We start from the raw sequence: 16,395 nt of genomic DNA, 5'->3' as shown, positions 1-16,395 counted from the left end.
GCATGGAGACCGTCACACACGTGGTTCCGGGCGCCGACGGTGAGCTGATCAGCGTCGAGGAGTTCGGCGCGCCGGACGGGAAGCCGGTCCTGGTGCACCCGGGAAGTCCCGGCTCCCGGCGGTTGTTCCGGCCGGATGCGGAGCTCGCCGCACGCCGGTACGGGCTGCGGCTGCTCAGCTACGACCGGCCCGGCTACCGGGGCCGGCCGCGTCGGGAGGGCCGGCGGATCGCCGATGCGGCCGCCGACGTCCGCAGTCTCGCCGCGGCACTGGGGATCGAGCGGCTCGGCATGTGGGGGTTCTCCGGCGGCGGCTCGTACGCGCTGGCCTGCGCCGCGGTGTTGCCCGAGCTGGTCACCGGCGCGGCGGTCTTCGCCGGCTTCGCGCCCTACGGGGCGCCGGGGTTGGACTTCTGCGCGGGGACGACCCCGGAGTTCGCGCACGAGGTCGAGCTGTTCTTCACCGACCGCGAGACCGCCCGCGAGCACTGGAAGCAGGACGCGGACCGGCTGCTCGCCACCCTCGGTACGCCGGAGGGGTGGGTGGCGCGGTGGGGCGACGCCGCCGGTACCGACGACGCGCGGAGCTGGCCGGTGGCCCGGCACCTGGCCGCGATCATGCGGGACTCGCTGTCCGACGGCGACGACGCCTGGTGGGACGACTGGGCGGCGACCCTGACCCCGTGGGGCTGCGACCCGACGAGCATCCGCGTCCCGGTACGGCTCTGGCACGGGGTCCACGACCGGGCCGTCCCCATCGTCAACGGCCGGTGGCTCGCCGCCCACGTACCGGGCATCGTGGCGCACCTGATCGACTCGGCGGACCACACCAACGTCGAGCACGACAACAGAGAAGCGGCCTACGCCTGGCTCAGCGAACTGTCGTGACCCACCGGGTTTGCGTGCCCGCCGGAGTGCGGTTGCCGTGCTGCCGGGTGGTGAGGTGGCGGGTCAGGACCCGGGTACCGTGGCCGGCTGCGGCGAGGTGACGATCCGGTGGGTCGGGCGGCGGGTGTGCCAGGTGAGGGCGGCGAGGGCGGCGATCGCCAGCCACAGCAGGGTTTCCAGGGCGGCGCCGCCGGTACCGACGGGTGGCATGATCGCGTCGCTGAAGTTCCAGGCGGCGTGCAGCACGATCGCGGCCCAGACGCCGCCGCGCAGGTGCTCGGAGACGAACAGCGCCAGGTACGTGACCGGATAGATCATCACGAAGAACAGCGCGCCCTGCACCGAGAACAGGCCGGTGTCGTGCTGCCCCGTGCCGACCAGGAAGTACAGCGGCAGGTGCCACAGCCCCCAGGCGGTGCCGAGCAGCGCGACGGTGCCGCCGCGGCCGAAGCGGTCGCGCAGCCGCGGCTGGGCGTACCCGCGCCAGCCGAACTCCTCGGACAGCGGCCCGGACACGAGGGTGTACGCCAGCGCACCGAGCGGTCCGCCGACCCCGGCGACGACGACTCCGGCGTGCCGGACGAGCTGCGGCACGTCACCGCCGTGCAGCAGGAGGGCGGCGAGCACCGGCGCCGCAGCGCCCAGCAGCAGCGCCGCGATCGGCCACAGTCCGAGTCGCACGCCGGAGGGCCGGCGGCGCCGACCACCGGCCAGCCACAACACCAGTGCGGCCAGCGAAGGACCGCTCGCCGCGAGGCCGAACACCAGCTGCGCGGGGCCGTGGTCGACGTCCACCCGCAGCATCGCGAGCACCAGCCACGGCACCCAGGACAGCCCCAGGCACACCAGCGCGAACGGCAACAGCCGCCGCAGACCCGTTGCTTGCACGGTGACCCTCCTCGCCTCGGCGTACGAGGATCACTCTGCTGGCTGCCGCCACGCGGAGCCATGGCGGTAACCGGACGAACGATGCGGGGGTAGCCGGCCGAACGAGACGGGGCTGTCCCCCGAGACCGGTGGATCGGTTACTGGGCCGAGTCTTCGGTACCGATGTCGACGAGCCAGGCGATGCCGAAGCGGTCGACGCAGGCGCCCATCTCGTCGCCCCAGGGCTGCTTCTCCAGCGGCACGTTGATGGTGCCGCCGGCGGACAGCGCCTCCCAGTAGCGGTGCAGGTTGGCGGCGTCCGCGGCCGGGCCGGTGATGCTGATCGAGATGTTCTGCCCCGGCCGGTACTCCATGCCGGGTGGGGTGTCCGCGGCCATCAGCTGGAAGCCGGCCGGGGTCTCCAGGCGGCTGTGCATCACCTTGTCCGCGGCCGGGCCGGTGTCGCCCATGTCGCCGAACGTGCTCACGGTCAGGTCGCCGCCGAGCGCGTCGCGGTAGAACTCCATCGCTTCGCGGGCGTTCCCGTCGAAGCTGATGTACGGGTTGAGGTTCGAGGTCATCGCGAGATCTCCCTCGCTGTCGAGTGACGTCTGCGTGCCCGTGTCGAGGTCGGCACGCCGGCCCCGCTGGCGGGCCGCGAGGGCAGGTGGGCCCCGGCGCCGATCCTGCCAGTACGGTCCGGCACCGGGGGCCGGATCGGGCGATCGTCCGCACTATCGTCGACCCATGTGGTTGACGGTGGTGGGTTGTTCCGGCTCGGCCCCGTCGGCCGATTCGGGCTGTTCGTGCTATCTGGTCGAGGCGGACGGCTACCGGCTGGTGCTGGACACCGGTTCCGGCTCGGCCGGCCCGCTGCAGCGCTACGTGACGCCCGCGGACGTCGACCTGGTGTTGCTGTCGCACGCCCACTCGGACCACTGGGTCGACCTGACCCAGCTCTGGTACCTGCGGGAACGGTCCAGTGACCGACCGCTGGAGGTGGTCGGGCCGAGCGACCTGCCGGAGTTCGTGTACGCCGAGGCCGAGACGATGCACGCGCGCCGCGCCACCGCCGAGCCGTTCCGCGCCGGCCCGCTGACGATCCGGCAGGCGGCGGTACCGCACGGCGAGTGCTGGGCGACCCGGGTCGGCGATGCGTTGTGCTACACCGCGGACAGCGAGCCGGCTGCGGCGCTGGACGAGCTGGCGCGGGGCTGCCGGGTGCTGCTGGCCGAGGCGAGCGGGTTCGACGCGGAGGGGCCGCTGCGCGGGCACCTGACCGCCGGCGACGCCGGCCGGCTCGCCCGCCGATCCGGCGCGGAACTGCTGGTCCTCACCCACCTGCGGGCCTGGCAGGACGCCCCGGCGCTGCTCGCCGAGGCGGCCGCGATCGCCGACTGCCCGGTCGTTCTCGCCACCCCGGGCCTGCGCGTCGCCCTCTGACGGCCGCCCGCCCGGGCGGGGAGGAGTGTCCGGGGTGCCGGCTAGGCTGCCGGCCTCGGCGCGGAGCGGAGGTCGTGGCGTGGTGGTGCATCCGAGCGGGATCAGGCAGGATCTCGTCGACAAGGTGGTGGCGCGGCGCGGCCGGCTGCACGCGTTCGAGCGGCTCGATCCGGGTCGCACCGCGCTGGTGGTGATCGACCTCGACACCGGTACGGTGCGGCGCTGCCTGCCGGACACCGTGATGGCGACGGTCATCGCGCCGGTGAACGCGGTGGCGGCGGTGCGGGCACACGGCGGTGTGGTCGCCTGGGTGCGTACCCCGATCCAGCGGGCCAGCGAGCGGTTCGTGGCGATCTTCGGCCCGTCGACCGCCCGGATGTACGAGGAGGAGGGCGCCGGCGTGGCCCGCACGCTGTGGCACGAGCTCGACGTGCGCGACGAGGACCTGCAGGCGGTCAAGACCGGCAGCAGCGCGTTCTTTCCCGGCAAGTGCGACGTGCCCGAGCGGCTGGCCGAGCGCGGCGTCGACACGGTGCTGATCGCCGGCGCGGTGACGAACGTGTGTTGCGGTTCGTCCGCACGGGACGCGTCCGAGCTGGGCTACCGCATCGTGATGGTGTCCGATGCGCTGGTGGGCCAGTCGTTCGGCGTGGGCGAGGCCGAGCTCGCCACCATCTTCCGGTGCTTCGGCGACGTACGGCCGAGCTCCGAGGTCACCGCGCTGCTCGCGGCCGGGGCTGGCTGAGCCGGCGTGGTGCGGCGGCTGCGGGCGGTGGTGTCCACCCGCAGCCGCCGGGTCGGGAACCGGCGGGGCCGGTGCGGTTCAGTGGTTGGCCTTGAACCAGGGCTGGGTCCAGCCGAGGTAGGGCTTGCCCCACTTCTGCTTGATCTCCTTGATGGTGGTCGTGGTGTAGGTGCCGTTGCCGTGGATGTCGTTGGAGACGAACTTGCCGCCGCCGATCGAGATCATCACGTGCCCGGAGCCGCCGCCGAAGAACGCCAGCCCGCCGGCCGGTACGGTCGTCGACCCGGCGTGCTTGTACTTCTTGGGCACCTGGGTCCAGTGCACGTACGCGGTGGTCGAGCCGGAGTGCGAGAAGCCGTACGCGAGGCCGACGAGGTGGTCGCACATCCGGTAGTAGCCGCTGTGGTAGGTGGTGGTGCGGTGGTTCTTGGCCCAGGTGACCGCCTTCGCGCAGCTGCGCGGGTCGCCGGTACCGCTGGTGGAGCACTTCGTCGTCGGGGTCGACGAGCCGCACAGCTTCGCGACCCGGCCGTCCGAGCCGGTGTAGACGTAGGTGTCGCTGACGTAGCCGCCGGAGACCTTGTCCCACAGATCGCTCGTGCCGTACTTGCCGGTGACCTTGTCGCCGTGGGCCTGGCAGCTGATGCTCACCGTGGCGCCGTCGCGCACCGAGCCGACGATCTTCGAGCTGGTGTGCGGCCCGGACCGGACGTTGAGCGACTTGCCGCTGCTGGTGTGCACGGTCGCGGCCGACGCCTGCCCGGCGACGAGTACCGCGGCCAGCGCTGCCGCGCCGATCAGGCCGGCCCGCGAGACGAGTCGGCGCATCGACCGGGGGTGACTGGATCTGCTCATGGGTTCCTCCACATCGCAGCCGAAGCACGACGACCCGCCCGTACCGCCACATGTCGGAAGGGCGGGCCGTGTCGGCAGCGTAGAAGAAGGATCTACATGATTTCTCCAGAGTCGGTGCCCGGCACACCACCGCGAGGTCAGCGCGGCGTCACCGTCAGTCGAGCATCAGGTTGTAGAGGGCGGTGACGACGCAGAAGGCGACGGCGGCGACGGTGACCACGGTGTAGCCGATCCGTCCCGGCAGCCGCCACCAGCGACGTACCCAGGCCAGTACCGAGCCGGCGAGCAGCAGGGCGGTGAACCCGAACGTGACGCGCAGCAGGACCGGCGCGGCGTGCAGGGCGGTGGAGTCGTTCAGCGTGATGTGCTCGTTCAGGGCCGCCGAGTCGCTCATCACCATGGCGAACAGTGCCAGGAAGGCGAACGCCGACACGGCGGCGCCCCAGCCGCCCCAGCGGGCCAGGTTCGGCAGCAGTCCGGCGCGGCGCTGCGCGATCGCCGCGATCGGCCAGGCGACCAGCGCGTACAGCAGGACCAGGGTCGCGGCGACGAGCAGCTCCAGGTGCCGCATCGGCGCCTGGTACCAGGGCAGCCGCTGGTAGGCGGCACTCGGGCTCGCGGAGTCGAACAGCACGTCGCCGTCGAACGCGAGCCGCGCGTCCCCGCCGCGTTCGGCGAACAGCCCGTGCCCCAACGGAATCCAGTGCTGCTCGGACACGGCCGGGTTCTCCGACAGGCCGGTGGTGGTGAGCTCGTCGTCGGACGCGGTGACGGTCACCGGCGACACCAGCTGGGTCACCTTGGTCAGATCCTGGTGGTTGTAGCGGGTGGTGCGGTAGCTGCCGGCGTAGCGGGACAGGTCGCCGTCGTCGTGCCGGGTCGGTGTCGCGGGGTGCCGGTCGGGGTGCAGCGCCTCGACGATCCGGTCGACCAGTTCGCGCCGCGCGTAGCTGCCGCTGCCGTCCACCCCGTCGCCGTTGTACGCCACGTAGACGCCGAGGTCGTCGTCCGGCAGCAGCGCGACGTAGTCGTGGTAGCCGGGCACGTCGCCGTCCTTGGCGAACACCCGGGTGCCGTCGTGCGGGTGCTCCTCGAAGATCAGCCCCATCCCGGGCAGCCGCTTGTCCGGCGTGAACTGCCGGTGCAGCAACGGGTTCCCGGGCCGCAGCTGCGCGATCAGGTACCGGCCGAGGTCGGTGGGCACCGCGGTCACGTTGGGGCCGGCCGGGGTCAACGGGCCGCGCTGCCCACCGGTGGCGACGGTGCCGTCGCTGCGGTACCCGGTGGCGAGGTGCTCGGTGTCGTTGTCCAGGCTGGTGTGCCGCATCCCGAGCGGCGCCAGCACGTGCTGCCGCACGTACCGTTCGTACGGCTCGCCGGACACCCGCTGCACGATGTAGCCGGCGAGCGCGACGCCGTAGTTGTCGTACGAGGCAAGGGTTCCCGGCGGTCGCACCCGCGCGGGCTGGTGCGCGGCGAGCCACGGCCCGAGTTTCGGCACGGGCGTACCGGTCGGGGTCGCGACGCCGAGCACCCGGTCCTCGAAGCCGGAGGTGTGCGTCAGCAGGTCGCGCAGCCGGATCGGCCGCCCCGGGTAGCTGTCCCGGATCCGGAAGTCGAGGTACGAGTTGACGTCCGCGTCCAGGTCGAGCTTCCCGGCGTCGACCAGCTGCTGCACCGCCGACGCGGTGAGCAGCTTCGTCACCGAGCCCAGGTAGAAGCGGGTACGGGCCGGGTCGACCGGGGTACGCCGGCCCGTGTCGGCGACGCCGTAACCCTTCGCGTACACCTGCTTGCCGCCGGCGACGACGACCACGGCGGCGCCGGGGATGTGGTCCTTGGCCAGCTGCGCCGTGATCACCCGGTCGGCGGTGTGCGCGACGGTCGCGGTGGTGTCGTCGGCGCGCGCGGGGGTCGCGAGGCACAGGCAGGCCGCCACCGCCGCGACGGTACCGCCGAGCGCGGTCAGGATCGCCTTCATGCCCACCGAACCTAGGGGCGCGACCATTCCGGACACAGCCAGCGATCCCGCCACTGTCGGGTGGGGCCACCCCCACCCGACAAGGTACGGCGAGGCGGACGGGGAGGCTCGACCGACCGTGACCGAACCCCGACGACGAGACCTCTTGTGCGGCGACCGCATATCTCCATAAGGTGCGAATCACCGGATACGCGGGTGGTCGGGAGACGGAGGCCGCGATGCTGGTGTTGATCGGTGTGCTGCTGGTCGTGGTCGGGTTCGCGTTACGGCTCAACCCGCTCGTGGTGGTGACCGTCGCCGGCATCGTGACCGGCCTGCTCGGCGGGCTGTCGCCGATGAAGATCCTGGACGCGTTCGGCAACGGGTTCGCCGGCAGCCGCTCGGTGACGCTGTTCATCATCGTGCTGCCGGTGATCGGCCTGATCGAACGGTTCGGCCTGCAGGAACAGGCACGCCGGCTGATCGCCAAGCTCGGCGTGCTGACCACCGGCCGGCTGCTCACCCTGTACCAGCTGATCCGGCAGGTCACGGCGGCGCTGGGGCTCAACTCGATCGGCGGCCCGGCGCAGGCGGTGCGGCCGCTCATCTACCCGATGGCCGAGGGCGCGGCGGCCCGCCGGTACGGCTCGGTGCCGCCGACGATGGCCGAGAAGATCAAGGGGTACGCGGCGAGCGCCGACACCGTGGGCGTCTTCTTCGGCGAGGACATCTTCGTCGCGATCGGTTCGATCCTGCTCATCACCGGCTTCGTCGACTCCACGTACGGGCTGAAGCTCGACGCGCTGCACGTGGCGCTGTGGGCGATCCCGACGGCGATCTGCGCGTTCGTCATCCACGGCGCGCGGCTGCTGTGGCTGGACCGCCAGCTCGACCGGATGGCGCGCGAGCTCGCGCCGAAGCAGGCCGACGCGGAGGTGCCGCAGCCGTGATCAAGGTCGAGTGGTTCTACTGGCTGTGCGGGCTCATCTTCCTCGGCGTCGCTGCGCTGACCGTCGGCGACCGCAGCAACCCGAAGCGGTACGGCAGCGCCGCGTTCTGGGGCCTGCTCGGGGTGTCCTTCGGGTACGGCACGTTCGTGGTGCACAAGACCGCACCCGCCTGGCCGCTGGGCATCGGCGTACTGGTGATGGCCGCGCTGGTGGGCACCCGGCAGCTGTCCCGCGGTACCGCCGGCGGGCCGGACGACGCGCAGCGCAGGGCCGGCGCGGACCGGTTCGGCAGCCTGCTGTTCGTCCCCGCGCTGGTGATCCCGGCGGTCGCCGTGCTGTTCGCCGCGGTACTGGTGAAGGTACGGATCGGCGCGACCCCGCTGCTGGAGGCCGGTTCGGAGACGCTGATCGGGCTCGGCGTGGCGGCGATCGTCGCGGTCGCGGTCGGCCTGGTGATGCTGCGCCCGACCGCCGCCGCCGGTGGCGTGCTCGCCCCGATGCGGGAGGGCCGCCGGCTGCTGGAGGCGATCGGCTGGGCCGCGGTGCTGCCGCAGATGCTCGCCACGCTCGGCCAGCTGTTCACCGCCGCCGGCGTCGGCACCGCGGTCGGCACGGTGACCAACCACGTGCTGCCACACGGTTCGCTGATCGGCGGCGTCGTCGTGTACTGCCTGGGCATGGCGCTGTTCACCATCATCATGGGCAACGCGTTCGCGGCGTTCCCGATCATGACCGCGGCGATCGGCTGGCCGATCCTGATCCAGCAGTTCCACGGCAACCCGGCCGCGGTGTTCGCGATCGGGATGCTCGCCGGCTTCTGCGGCACGCTGTGCACCCCGATGGCCGCGAACTTCAACCTGGTCCCGGCCGCCCTGCTGGAGATGCGCAGCAAGTACGGTCCGATCAAGGCGCAGATCCCGACCGCGATCCCGCTGCTGCTCTGCAACATGGCCCTGATGTACGTGTTCGCCTTCGGGGTCGTCGGGTGAACGACCGTTCCTCGTGGTCCGGCGAGCGCGGCGGAGGCGTGGCATGAGCGAGCGTGAACGAGCGAGTCACGGGTGGTGCGCGTGCGCGCGCCGGGTCGTGGCGGAGTGCCGTGGAGGTGCGGTGTGAGCGTGTTGGTGACCGGGTTCGAGCCGTTCGGTGGGGCGAGCATCAACCCGTCCTGGGCCGCGGTGTCCACGATGGACGGTGTGCACGCGGTGGAGCTGCCGTGCACGTTCGCCGGCTCGATTCCCGCGCTGCGCGCCGCGATCGACCGGTACGAGCCGGAGCTGGTGGTGTGCGCCGGGCTCGCCGGCGGCCGCGCCGGGCTGTCGGTCGAGCGGGTGGCGATCAACGTCGACGACGCGCGCATCCCGGACAACGCGGGCGCCCAACCGATCGACGAGCCGGTCGTGCCGGACGGGCCCGCGGCGTACTTCTCGTCGCTGCCGATCAAGGCGTGCGTCGCGGCACTGCGCGCGGCGGGCATCCCGGCGGCGGTGTCGCAGACCGCCGGTACGTTCGTCTGCAACCACGTGTTCTACGGCCTGGCGCACCTGATCGACACCGAGTTCCCGGCGGTGCGCGGCGGGTTCGTGCACGTCCCGTACGCGCCGGAGCAGGTCACCGACGGCTCGGCGCCGAGCATGTCGGTCCCCGACATCGCCCGCGGCCTGCGCATCGTGGTCGACACCGCGCTGTCGTCCACTGTGGACATCACGGTCTCCGGCGGGGCCGAGCAGTGAGTGAGCGGTTGGCGGAGCTCGCCGGAACCCTCGCGGAGACCGCGATCCGCAACATCCGCACCGAGTTCCCGTACGCGAGCCAGCACGTCACGGCCGGCCCGGACGACACCTGGCGACCCCGCCGGCTGCATCCGGCGTTCGGTGGCGCGTACGACTGGCATTCCTGCGTGCACATGCACTGGCTGCTGATCCGGCTGCGCACCGACTATCCACAGTGGATCGACGTGGCTGCGGTGGAGGCGGCGCTCGGGGAGACGCTCACCCCGGCGGCGATCCGGGTCGAGGCCGACTACCTGCGCTCGCACCCGGAGTTCGAGCGACCGTACGGGTGGGCCTGGGCGTACGTGCTGGCCGGCGTCGCCGACCGCTGCCCCGCCGGGGCCCGCTGGTCGGCCGCGCTCGGCCCGCTCGCCGACGCGGTGTCGTCGCTCGCCCTCCGCTGGCTCGACCGCACCCCGGCGCCGGTCCGGCACGGTACCCACGCCAACACCGCGTTCGCGCTGTCGCTGCTGCTCGACGGCGCGCAGGCGCGCGGCGACGAGACGCTGGCCGCCCGCCTCCGGGATCGCGCGAACGACTGGTACCGCGGCGATCGCGACTACCCGATCGGCTGGGAACCGAGCGGCCAGGACTTCCTGTCCGCCGGCCTGTCCGAAGCCGACCTGATGCGCCGGGTCCTCCCCGCCGGCGAGTTCCCGGCCTGGCTCACGAACTTCCTCCCGCCGGCGGCCGGTCCTCACCCGCCGGAAGCCGGTGCGGCCGAGCTGAGTGCCGCCGGTCGGAACGCGCCGGAAGCCGGTGGTGCCGAGGCGAGTGCAGCCGGTCCGGGTGCGGGCCTCGATGCCGGCCAGTCGCTGGGACTGCGACCGGTCGCGCCGCTCGACCCCGGCGACAGCCAGCAGTCCCACCTGTACGGGCTGGGCCTGTCCCGCGCCTGGCAGCTGCGCGCACTCGCCGCCGCGCTGCCGGCGGACGACCCGCGGGTGGCGCCGTTTCGTACCCTCGCCGAGACCGAGACGCAGCGCTGCCTCGGCGCGCTCACCAGCGGCAGCTTCCTCACCGCGCACTGGCTCGCCACCTTCGCCTGTCTCGCCCTGGCAGACGACCCGGGTACCGTGGGGGCGAACCAGGAGGGGACGCGATGAAGCTCAAGCTCGACCTGCACGACATCTTCAACCGCGGTCAGGACATCGATCGCGCCCTCAACGACATCATCCAGGAGGCCCTGGCCAAGAAGGCCACCCTGGTCGAAATCATCCCCGGCAAGGGCTCCGGCCAGCTCAAGAAGCGGGTGCTGCGCTTTCTCGACCGCCGCGACATCAAGCCGCTCTACCACCGGGTCGAAAAGGACTCCCGCAACTTCGGCCGCCTCTTCGTCCACTTCCGCCACAAGTAGCCGCGGGCCCGTTCACCCGGGCGACTGCAGGTGCAGCAGCACGACGGACGGGACGCTCAGCGCCACCGCCGCGGCCTCGGGTACCTGGTCGAGCAGTGCCCAGCCGACCTCGGTCGGCATCGGCGGCGCTACCGTGGGCCGTTCCGGCCGCTCCGCCTGGGGCTCGGCACAGTGCCGGAGCTGGAAACCGTACCGGAGTGCCGCGGTGAGGTAGGCGCTCAGCGGCCGGTGGTACTCGACGAGGATCGATCGCCGCCCGTCCGGCCCCGGCGCGCGCGGCAGCGTGGGGCGCAGGTACGACAACACCTGGTGCGGGTCCGAGACGACCAGGTGCCCGCCGGGTCGGAGCACCCGCGCGAACTCGGCGAACACCGGGGCGAGGTCCGGCGTGTGGCACAGGGCCAGGCCGCACACCACCAGATCGACCGAGTCGTCGCCCAGCGGGAGTGCGTCGAGCATGCCCCGGCGCAGGTCCAGCTCGGGCAGTTTCGCTGCGGCGACCGCGAGCATCCGCGGGTTGGCGTCGACCCCGATAACGCGGTGACCGAGCCCGGCGAGGTACTCGGCGTGCCGGCCGGTGCCGCAGGCGGCGTCGAGAGCGGTACCGACCGGCAACCCGGCGAGGATCTCGCGCACCAGCGGCTGTTCGAGGTCGATCATCGAGTTCGGGCCGTCGTAGTGCGCGGCCCACTCGTCGTACACCTGGTCGGTACCGATCCCGCCCGGCACCGCGTCCAGGCCACCGGCGGCCCGCAACGTCGGATCGGCGAGCAGCTCGCGGATCTCGGCCAGCCGGGCCTCGACGAACGTCCGGTCGCCGGTACCTTCCCGCATCCCGCGCAGCAGCGCGACACCTTCCACACCCAGCAGGTACCCCAGCGGGCTCAGATACGTCACCCGGGCAAGCTAACGACCCGGCTCCTCCCCAACAACCACAATTCAGGGCGCCGCCCGCGTGACCCGGTCGAGCGCCCGAGACCACGGGAACTCGTGCAGACGATCCGAGCCGGCGCCGGGCGGATGTGGCTGCCATTCGCCGGGGCCGAGCATGATGCGGACCCCCTCGGTGCGCAACGCCGCCACGCTACGCCGGAAAGTCGCGCGTTCGGCGAGGTTGGTGTTCACGAACGGGAGGACCACGATCGGGATCCGGTAGCCGATCGCCTCGGCCAGCAGGTCCAGCGCGTAGTTGCGCGGCGCCGTCGTTCTCACGACCGCGCGGCAGCTTTCCAGGCGGCGGTGATGCACCCTTCTTCCCAGTGCCACCACTCCTCCGTCGCGCCGTGCTCCAACAGCTGCCGGATTTTCGGCAGGTCTGCCTGCGGGGGAACCTCCAGGGCGACCATCCGGAACTGCTCGATGCCTTCGCCCGTCGTGCCGAGGCGATGGAAAAGCTCCAGCACGCTCTGTAGCGCGGCAGCAGATCCACCGTCCTTCAGCACGATGAGCCGGATGGTGCAGTTCTGCGAGGGCTGGACTGTCTCCCCGGCCCAGAGAACACCGTCCTCGTCCGGGTGCACCCGGACGATGTCCTGGCTGGCGACTCCGCGGGCAAACCAGGGCGTGTTGTCCAACCGCACCGTGCGGTCGCCGAGGTCCACCGCCCATAGACTCTCGACGCTGGCCGGTGGCCAACCGTCCTCATCCACGTCCATGCGGAAGTGGACCTTCACGTGGTCGTCATCGATCTTCGTCACTGAGCCATCATCCACTTCGCACCACCACACCGGGCTCCGCGATGCGGGTACTTCGAACCCGGATCGCAGCCTGTCACGAACCGATCGGCCTTATGGGTGCCGCGGTCGCTGGGGGCCTAGCCGTCGGCGCGGGCGAGTTCGTCGTATGAGCGGCGGGCGGCGATCAGTTTGGGGATCGCGTCCTGCAGTTCCCAGATCATTGAGATCGTCACGCTGTCCCACGCCGGCGGCTGCGGCATCGACGGCGGCCAACCGAGCGGTACGCCGTACTCGTGGAGCAGCGCGAGCGCCCAATGCTCGCGGCCTTGCGCAATTGACCGAAGGTCAGCCGAGTCAGCGGCATGGCGACCCGGGACGTTTGAGCCCGAGCCGGCGATCGTCTTCGAACTCCGGCGGGACGTCGTCCTCCCATGGGTCGATGCCGTGGCGCTCGAGCTCGTCGAACCAGCGGTCCCGTTGTGACTCGGGTAGCCGATGCCCACACCAGGGGCAGAAGGCGATGATGCTGCTCGAGCTGCCGCCGTCGTGGATGATGAGCCCGTACTCCTGGAATCTCGGGTCGAACCTGATCACTGCGTCCGGGCAGTCGAACGGATCCTCGTGCTCGTCGCAGGTCGCGTTGGCGTGCCGGCTCATCGCATCGCAGCAGTGCATGCCCCACCTTTCCGTACGGCGACCGCTCCGCACCTCGTGGTACCCGCCCAATGCCGGCTCGTTTTTCGCTGGCCGCAGTTCATGCAGCGGGAGCTTGCCCGCTTCGCGTGCCCTGGCCGGTCGTCAGGGGTTGGTGGTCAGGCGGGACAGGATGGTGGTGAGGTGGCGCTGGCGGGTGGTGGGGGTGCGGGCCTTGAGGAGCGGGAGGACCAGCAGGTAGCGGGCGGTGCGATCGAGGGCGTCGAAGCGGGCCGACGCGGCCGGGTCGGCGGCGAGCGCCGCGGCGAGTTCGGGCGGTACCGGTGCCTCGCGCTGCGGGGCGTACGCGGCGTCCCAGCGGCCGTCGGCGCGGGCCGCCTGGATCGCGGCGAACCCCGGCTCGCGCATCCGGCCGGCCTCGATCAGCGCCTCCGCCCGCTCGACGTTCACCCGCGACCAGGGGCTGCCGCGCCGCCGGCGGGAGTACCGCTGCCGGAACGAGTCGGCGTCGTGGGCGCGGCGGTGGCCGTCGATCCAGCCGTAGCAGAGCGCCACCTCGGCGGCCTCGTCGATGGTGAGCAGCGGTACGGCCGCGTTCTTGCGCCGGATCAGCAGCCAGGCACCGCCGTCCTCGGCGTGGTGTTCGGCCAGCCAGGACTCCCACGCCGCGGCGTCGGCGAACCGCATCGCCTCCGCCGCTCCGGCCGTACCGTGCCCGCCCTGCATGGCGCCCCTCCCGCGAGTCCTGTCGAAGACCGGTGCACCAAGGTACGGGGCCGGGGCGTGCACCGCGCGGAGTACGGCCGACGGGACAGGGTGGATGGGCCGTTCGGGGGAGGGGCGGATGATGGGGTTTCGATAGGTTCGGCCGCCGTGACGACCGAGATGTCCGCTGCCTGCCCGAACTGCGCCGCCCCGCTGGTGGCCGACGAGCGGTACCCGTCGTGGTGCCCCGGGTGCGAGTGGGGCGTCGACCCCAGCCCGCCGAAGCCGCCGCGCGGCCGGGTGAACCGGTGGATCCGGAAGGTCGGCGACCGGACCATGGCCTCGGTGCACGAACGCCTCTGCCGCGCCGAGGTGTCCCGTCCGAGCCGCGACGTGGCCTGGGTGCTCACCTACGTACTGGCCGCGGGCGTGCACGCGGTGACCGTCGCCGTCGCGGTACTGGGAATCTGGCTCTGCCTCACCGGCCGGCTGGTGCTCGTCCCGCTCGGGCTGCTCGCGCTGGCGATCGTGGTGTTGTTGCGGCCCCGGCTGGGGAAGCTGGACCCGGAGGTCGAGCTGCTCGACCGTGACGAGGCGCCGCAGCTGTACGCGCTGTGCGACGCCGTGGCCGACGCGATCGGTGCCCGGCACATCGACCAGATCGGCCTGGATCCGGACTTCAACGCGTACTACACCGTCGTCGGCATCCGGCAGCGCCGGACCATGGTGCTGGGCGCTCCACTGTGGACAGTGTTGGACCGGCAGGGCCGGGTCGCGCTGCTCGGCCACGAGCTCGGCCACGGTGCGAACGGCGACAACCGGCAGGGCGTGTTCGTCGGCGGTGCGCTGCGCGCGCTGGTCCGCTGGTACGAGCTGGTGCGGCCCGGCCGGGACAGCGCCTTCGCGGCCCGCGGAAACCCGTTCGCGATGGTCGCGGGTCTGCTGTTGCTGATCCCGCAGGCGGTCATCGGTGGCGCACTGTACTGCGTGATCGTGGCGTTCGGCTTGGCGTTGCTGAGGGTCGGCCAGCGGGCCGAGTACCTGGCCGACGCGATGGCCGTCCGCGCCGGCGGACGGTCGGCGGCCCGGTCGCTACTGGAGACGTTCCTGGTGACCGACACCCTGCTGCGGGCCGGCCGGCTGGTGCCCCGGAACGCGCCGGCGGGTGAGTCGTACGCGGCGATCGTCGCGCATGCCGCGGAACTGCCGGCCACCGAGAAGGACCGGCTGTTCCGGCGGGGTCGGATGCGTCGGCACCGGGTCGACTCGTCGCACCCGCCGACCGCGATGCGGCTGGACCACGCCGCCAGCCGGCCGGACGAGCCGGCCCGGGTGGTACTCGACGCCGGACGGGCCGCTGCCATCGACGCCGAGCTGGCGGTACCGCTGGCCCGGCTGGAACGGCGGTTCCGCGACCTGGTCCGCGAGTACGAGGTCTGAGGGACGACGGTCGAGCGGTGGTCAGGTCGTCGAGGGGTAGACGTAGATCTCCGTTCGGGCTTCGTCGACGTCGTCGGGCGGGCCGTACTTGACCCGGAGGGACTGGTCGGACCAGCCCGGCGGGAGCGAGACGTCGAGGCCGAGATCGGTCATCGACGAGCCGCCGACGATGTGTCCCTTGGCGTTGCGGAACACGGCCGTCACGCCCGCCCGGGACAGCACCGTCCGGTACGACGAGTCGACCCGGAACGTGACGTAGAGAGTGCCGCGGTCGTTCCGGAACGCGCCGATCTTGCCGGCTCCCCAGTACGGCACGGGCTCGCCCTTGCCTCGCCAGTCGGTCCGGATCCGGCCGATGGACAGGGTCGGCGGCTTGCCGGGGTCGACCCACCAGCGCGTCGTGCCGACCCGGATCCGGACGGCGGCGACGGCGGGGTCGTCGAGGTAGGTGACGCCGCCGACGCCGGTGCGCCGGCCGGGCAGCACGGCGGGGACCGTGGCCTGCTCGTAGAACCCCTCGACCTTGATCTTCTTGCCGGCCCGGTCCAGGTAGGTGATGCGCAGCTCCACCGCGGCGGTCGCCGCACCGCTGGTGTTCTCGATGACGGCGCCCCAGGTGACCTGCGGCTCGCCGGCCACGTCCTTGATGTTCTCGAAGCCGGTCTCGTCGATCTTCACCGTGCCGTGGTCCGGCGGGGTCTCCAGCGGCGCGTACCGGCTGCCGGCGTTCGACGGTGACGCGGACGGCGACGGTGACGACGGCGCCGCGGTGGGCAGCCTGTGGTCGGTGCCGCCCTTGACGGCGAGCAGGACGATCAGCACCAGGATGGCCGCGACCAGCAGCAGCGACACCAGGTGCCGGCGCAGCGGCGAGCGTCGCACGCCAGCCGGGTCGGGCGGTGCGGCTCCGGCGTCGGTCATCCCCACTCCTCGACTCGCGGTATCCGGGCAGGTTAACGAGGCCGCGCAACCCGCCCCGGCGTTGACGCGACCTCGTACGATCTCCGGCACGTCGAGCCCCACCCGGAGGTAGCGAGCCATGGACAGCGCAGCGGACCCGCAGCGTCCGGCGGATCCGCCGCGC

The 16,395-nt window shown here is 72.2% G+C and carries 19 protein-coding genes; 9 read left to right on the top strand and 10 right to left on the bottom strand.

The annotated features are described in order from the left end of the window. Positions 1 to 2 precede the first annotated feature (2 nt). Complete coding sequence (locus NUM_RS00185) at positions 3 to 887, top strand: alpha/beta fold hydrolase (protein WP_207122409.1); 885 nt, start codon at positions 3 to 5, stop codon at positions 885 to 887. A gap of 63 nt (positions 888 to 950) precedes the next feature. On the opposite strand, the gene NUM_RS00180 is transcribed toward NUM_RS00185, so the two are convergent. Next, on the bottom strand, positions 951 to 1,775 hold the full coding sequence (locus NUM_RS00180; protein WP_207122408.1) for a CPBP family intramembrane glutamic endopeptidase: 825 nt from the start codon (positions 1,773 to 1,775) through the stop codon (positions 951 to 953). 137 nt (positions 1,776 to 1,912) lie between these two features. Next, positions 1,913 to 2,335 carry a VOC family protein gene (locus NUM_RS00175; RefSeq protein WP_207122407.1) on the bottom strand — a complete coding sequence of 141 codons (423 nt, stop codon included), beginning with the start codon at positions 2,333 to 2,335 and terminating at the stop codon, positions 1,913 to 1,915. Positions 2,336 to 2,501: 166 nt separating this feature from the next. On the opposite strand from NUM_RS00175, the gene NUM_RS00170 reads away from it, so the two are divergent. Both NUM_RS00170 and NUM_RS00165 read left to right on the top strand, forming a co-directional pair. After that, complete coding sequence (locus tag NUM_RS00170; protein WP_207122406.1) at positions 2,502 to 3,197, top strand: MBL fold metallo-hydrolase; 696 nt, start codon at positions 2,502 to 2,504, stop codon at positions 3,195 to 3,197. Positions 3,198 to 3,276: 79 nt separating this feature from the next. Continuing rightward, entirely contained in the window at positions 3,277 to 3,942 is a 666-nt protein-coding gene (locus NUM_RS00165) for a cysteine hydrolase family protein (protein ID WP_207122405.1), read from the top strand. 78 nt (positions 3,943 to 4,020) lie between these two features. Here the strand turns inward: NUM_RS00165 and NUM_RS00160 are convergent, their stop codons facing one another. Both NUM_RS00160 and NUM_RS00155 read right to left on the bottom strand, forming a co-directional pair. Continuing rightward, on the bottom strand, positions 4,021 to 4,797 hold the full coding sequence (locus tag NUM_RS00160) for an SH3 domain-containing protein (protein WP_207122404.1): 777 nt from the start codon (positions 4,795 to 4,797) through the stop codon (positions 4,021 to 4,023). A 154-nt stretch (positions 4,798 to 4,951) separates the two neighbouring features. Then, positions 4,952 to 6,778 (bottom strand): serine hydrolase domain-containing protein, encoded by a 1,827-nt coding sequence (locus tag NUM_RS00155; protein ID WP_207122403.1) that lies wholly within the window; start codon positions 6,776 to 6,778, stop codon positions 4,952 to 4,954. A 218-nt stretch (positions 6,779 to 6,996) separates the two neighbouring features. On the opposite strand from NUM_RS00155, the gene NUM_RS00150 reads away from it, so the two are divergent. The 5 genes from NUM_RS00150 to NUM_RS00130 all read left to right on the top strand — a co-directional run bounded on the left by NUM_RS00150 (position 6,997) and on the right by NUM_RS00130 (position 10,836). Beyond that, positions 6,997 to 7,707, top strand: coding sequence for a DUF969 domain-containing protein (locus tag NUM_RS00150; RefSeq protein WP_207122402.1), 711 nt, complete (start codon positions 6,997 to 6,999; stop codon positions 7,705 to 7,707). Continuing rightward, positions 7,704 to 8,696, top strand: coding sequence for a DUF979 domain-containing protein (locus NUM_RS00145; RefSeq protein ID WP_207122401.1), 993 nt, complete (start codon positions 7,704 to 7,706; stop codon positions 8,694 to 8,696). Before NUM_RS00150 ends, NUM_RS00145 begins: the two co-directional genes overlap by 4 nt. A 123-nt stretch (positions 8,697 to 8,819) precedes the next feature. Then, positions 8,820 to 9,440, top strand: coding sequence for a pyroglutamyl-peptidase I (pcp, locus tag NUM_RS00140; RefSeq protein ID WP_207122400.1), 621 nt, complete (start codon positions 8,820 to 8,822; stop codon positions 9,438 to 9,440). Beyond that, complete coding sequence (locus NUM_RS00135; RefSeq protein ID WP_207122399.1) at positions 9,437 to 10,585, top strand: DUF2891 family protein; 1,149 nt, start codon at positions 9,437 to 9,439, stop codon at positions 10,583 to 10,585. Before pcp ends, NUM_RS00135 begins: the two co-directional genes overlap by 4 nt. Continuing rightward, complete coding sequence (locus NUM_RS00130) at positions 10,582 to 10,836, top strand: Smr/MutS family protein (protein ID WP_207122398.1); 255 nt, start codon at positions 10,582 to 10,584, stop codon at positions 10,834 to 10,836. The genes NUM_RS00135 and NUM_RS00130 overlap by 4 nt, the downstream gene beginning before the upstream one ends. Before the next feature lie 12 nt (positions 10,837 to 10,848). Here the strand turns inward: NUM_RS00130 and NUM_RS00125 are convergent, their stop codons facing one another. The 5 genes from NUM_RS00125 to NUM_RS00105 form a co-directional block, all read right to left on the bottom strand. After that, entirely contained in the window at positions 10,849 to 11,733 is an 885-nt protein-coding gene (locus tag NUM_RS00125; RefSeq protein ID WP_207122397.1) for a class I SAM-dependent methyltransferase, read from the bottom strand. 42 nt (positions 11,734 to 11,775) lie between these two features. Beyond that, positions 11,776 to 12,048 carry a hypothetical protein gene (locus tag NUM_RS00120; RefSeq protein WP_207122396.1) on the bottom strand — a complete coding sequence of 91 codons (273 nt, stop codon included), beginning with the start codon at positions 12,046 to 12,048 and terminating at the stop codon, positions 11,776 to 11,778. Further along, on the bottom strand, positions 12,045 to 12,533 hold the full coding sequence (locus tag NUM_RS00115; RefSeq protein ID WP_207122395.1) for a DUF4265 domain-containing protein: 489 nt from the start codon (positions 12,531 to 12,533) through the stop codon (positions 12,045 to 12,047). Before NUM_RS00115 ends, NUM_RS00120 begins: the two co-directional genes overlap by 4 nt. Before the next feature lie 333 nt (positions 12,534 to 12,866). After that, positions 12,867 to 13,187, bottom strand: coding sequence for a DUF6980 family protein (locus NUM_RS00110; protein WP_207122394.1), 321 nt, complete (start codon positions 13,185 to 13,187; stop codon positions 12,867 to 12,869). A gap of 123 nt (positions 13,188 to 13,310) precedes the next feature. Beyond that, positions 13,311 to 13,892, bottom strand: a complete 582-nt coding sequence (locus NUM_RS00105; RefSeq protein WP_207122393.1) for a YdeI/OmpD-associated family protein — start codon at positions 13,890 to 13,892, stop codon at positions 13,311 to 13,313. A gap of 147 nt (positions 13,893 to 14,039) precedes the next feature. Between NUM_RS00105 and NUM_RS00100 the strand changes: the two genes are divergently transcribed. Beyond that, a complete protein-coding gene (locus NUM_RS00100; RefSeq protein WP_207122392.1) occupies positions 14,040 to 15,311 on the top strand; it encodes a M48 family metalloprotease in 1,272 nt (423 codons plus the stop codon). Between the two features lie 21 nt (positions 15,312 to 15,332). Here the strand turns inward: NUM_RS00100 and NUM_RS00095 are convergent, their stop codons facing one another. Next, positions 15,333 to 16,232 (bottom strand): hypothetical protein, encoded by a 900-nt coding sequence (locus NUM_RS00095; RefSeq protein ID WP_207122391.1) that lies wholly within the window; start codon positions 16,230 to 16,232, stop codon positions 15,333 to 15,335. Positions 16,233 to 16,395 lie beyond the last annotated feature (163 nt).

Origin of the sequence: Actinocatenispora comari, assembly GCF_017312725.1 — a bacterium.
GTDB lineage: Bacteria > Actinomycetota > Actinomycetes > Mycobacteriales > Micromonosporaceae > Actinocatenispora > Actinocatenispora comari.
The sequence above is the reverse complement of the archived record's forward strand: the minus strand, read 5'-3'. Positions and strand labels throughout refer to the sequence as shown.

Coding starts and splice junctions, on each gene's coding strand:
- NUM_RS00185 (WP_207122409.1), top strand. CDS start 3: ATGGAGACCGTCACACACGTGGTTCCGGGCGCCGACGGTGAGCTGATC.
- NUM_RS00175 (WP_207122407.1), bottom strand. CDS start 2,335: ATGACCTCGAACCTCAACCCGTACATCAGCTTCGACGGGAACGCCCGC.
- NUM_RS00170 (WP_207122406.1), top strand. CDS start 2,502: ATGTGGTTGACGGTGGTGGGTTGTTCCGGCTCGGCCCCGTCGGCCGAT.
- NUM_RS00160 (WP_207122404.1), bottom strand. CDS start 4,797: ATGAGCAGATCCAGTCACCCCCGGTCGATGCGCCGACTCGTCTCGCGG.
- NUM_RS00155 (WP_207122403.1), bottom strand. CDS start 6,778: ATGAAGGCGATCCTGACCGCGCTCGGCGGTACCGTCGCGGCGGTGGCG.
- NUM_RS00150 (WP_207122402.1), top strand. CDS start 6,997: ATGCTGGTGTTGATCGGTGTGCTGCTGGTCGTGGTCGGGTTCGCGTTA.
- NUM_RS00130 (WP_207122398.1), top strand. CDS start 10,582: ATGAAGCTCAAGCTCGACCTGCACGACATCTTCAACCGCGGTCAGGAC.
- NUM_RS00110 (WP_207122394.1), bottom strand. CDS start 13,187: ATGCACTGCTGCGATGCGATGAGCCGGCACGCCAACGCGACCTGCGAC.
- NUM_RS00105 (WP_207122393.1), bottom strand. CDS start 13,892: ATGCAGGGCGGGCACGGTACGGCCGGAGCGGCGGAGGCGATGCGGTTC.
- NUM_RS00095 (WP_207122391.1), bottom strand. CDS start 16,232: ATGACCGACGCCGGAGCCGCACCGCCCGACCCGGCTGGCGTGCGACGC.